Origin of the sequence: Planktothrix sp. FACHB-1355 (genome assembly GCF_014748295.1) — a bacterium.
In the GTDB taxonomy this organism is placed as follows: Bacteria; Cyanobacteriota; Cyanobacteriia; order Cyanobacteriales; family Aerosakkonemataceae; genus Aerosakkonema; species Aerosakkonema funiforme_A.
In genome coordinates, this window is record NZ_JACJUP010001171.1 from 1 (window position 1) to 2,161 (window position 2,161).

The 2,161-nt window shown below is 41.4% G+C and carries 3 protein-coding genes; 1 reads left to right on the forward strand and 2 read right to left on the reverse strand.

Translation table 11 applies throughout. The annotated features are described in order from the left end of the window. Positions 1 to 456, reverse strand: a 456-nt coding sequence (locus H6S82_RS30340) for an NAD(P)H-binding protein (RefSeq protein ID WP_191057257.1), incomplete at its 3' end; no start/stop codon positions are given. A gap of 394 nt (positions 457 to 850) precedes the next feature. Between H6S82_RS30340 and H6S82_RS30345 the strand changes: the two genes are divergently transcribed. Further along, entirely contained in the window at positions 851 to 1,387 is a 537-nt protein-coding gene (locus H6S82_RS30345; RefSeq protein WP_190475385.1) for a sterol desaturase family protein, read from the forward strand. A 228-nt stretch (positions 1,388 to 1,615) separates the two neighbouring features. Here the strand turns inward: H6S82_RS30345 and H6S82_RS30350 are convergent. Next, a partial coding sequence (locus tag H6S82_RS30350) for a hypothetical protein (protein ID WP_199317997.1) occupies positions 1,616 to 2,161 on the reverse strand: 546 nt, incomplete at its 5' end.

Sequence of the window (2,161 nt, forward strand, 5' to 3'; positions counted from 1 at the left end):
AATCAAGATGTTGCCATTGCCGATACTGTTAAGAGGATGCTTTTCATTAGTGCCGCCCATTGAACCGACCAAAACTATACGATCGATTCCAGAAGCTTTTGCAGCATCGATTTGATTAACCTGACCCTGATAATCGATTACTTGTGGCATTTCATCATCAGGAAAGGTAAACTCAGGACGCTGACCCGGTTGTGGGATTCCTTTCACCTGGGGAATAGCACTGGTGAGAATGACCAACGCAGAACAACCTTCTAGCGCTTCGATCAGAGTGTTTGAGTCGCGGATATCACCGTAGAAAAAGTTATCGCTTGTGCCGAATAATTGCCGAACTTTATCGCTGGAACGAGCAAATCCCCGCACTATAAACTGCTGGGGACGTTGCTGTAATTTCTGGAAAACGAGCGAACCTGTACGTCCTGTTGCACCAGTAACTAGAACTTGTATGGGCGTAGTCATTAAAATCGATTACCAGATAGGATTGCAGAAAACTATTATGGCATTGCTAGAGCCTGTAATTGCACTCAAATAAGGTAATTTTCAACAAATTACCGATTGCTGACAAATAAACTCAATCGGGTTTTTCAGAATTATGGTGTAAGAAAAGAGATGTTCTAAGCTGTAATCAAACATAGTTTCATACTCCTTTTAGAGTGGGAATCGATAAGTTTAATGGCCGATCGATCTCGTTGATATCGATGGCATTTTTGGAGAAATGGGACTAGCTCAAGCCATATGAGCAATTAGAGTAGTTGAAATGTTCAATAATTAATTAAATATTAATATTTTCTTAAGGTTTAGTTTAACAAAAGTAAGTATGATTTTAACGTTTGATTGAATTTGAGAAGTAAAAATGCTTGAAGCAATCTGTGTAGCTTGGTTATTACTGTTTTTGGGTGACTTCCTTTCTACCTTTTTTTACCACATACCCGAACACATTTTTGGTACTCTCCACGTAACAACTCACCATTCCTGGAAAAAAAACTTCCGTCATTACGCTATCTTGACATTTAATCCGCTGGTTCTTTTAGATGGAATCCTGGGTGCATTGCCTTACCTGATAGTGGCAGTAGTACTGTGGCCTTTTTCTCCTATAGGTGTAATTGGCGGACTGCTTTTCGGTCAATTTCACGTTTGGTGGAGACATATAACTAGCTTGGGAGCAAAAACTCCCAAGCTAGTGACTATTTTGTGCAAAGTAATCTTTATCACAACTCCAGAAAGGCATTGGATACACCATCAAAAAACTAACCAGGCTTACGGTGATATTTTTACCTTCTTTGAGGAACCTGCTAAAGTTTGGTTGCGCTGGCTGCGCCTGTTAAGGCTTTATTTGAAACAATCTCCGCTTGTAAACAAATATAGCCAGGGACTAGGGGCGAGAAACTAGGAGATAGGGAGGGGCTTTCGCATTTGGGCGATAATTTTTCGCTCTTGCCAAAAGAGTTATTGCTAAATGCTTCGCCCCTACTGACAACAGCTTTTGCTATATTCGCCTAGTTACGAAATTAGTGACGATGTTAAATTTTTTGCTTTCGGCTAAGAGCCAAATCGAAAAATATCGACAGGGGAGCGGACTGGAAACTCTTAAATTTTTCCCTGTTTCATCCAACTGTAATTAATGAACGCGATTTGATACTAACAGCGGTTGTGCAGTTACTTCATGCTTGCCAAATTTAGCAGCTGTAGTAAATGTTTGAGCAAGCGGAATTCCACCGGGAATATGAGCGATCGTTATAGCTCCTGCGATCGTCGCTGGTACAATACCTCCTCCTACTAAATCCGCGCCAGTAAGATATAACCCTTCTAAAGGGGTTTTTGCTTTCATCCACGCTGCATTTTCGGCTTGGAAACGTTCTGTCACCGCAGCAATTCCGTAAATTCCGCCTTGGGGATGTGCGGTAAAATGTTCGTTCGTAATAGGAGTAGAAACTTCGCAGTATTCGACTAAATTAGCAAATCCAGGATAATGCCGATCGACTAAATCTATCAACGCCTGACTAATACCTTGCTTGAGAGTTTGGTAATCTCGGTCTCGATGCAACCAAGGCTGTTCTCGCCACTTGACAAACTCATCGTAATCTGCCCAAGTAATAATTTCAGCCGTATGAGTTGTTGCTTTGGGGTCTTTGAGAGATGGAAAGGAAAGGTATGCTTGCAATGG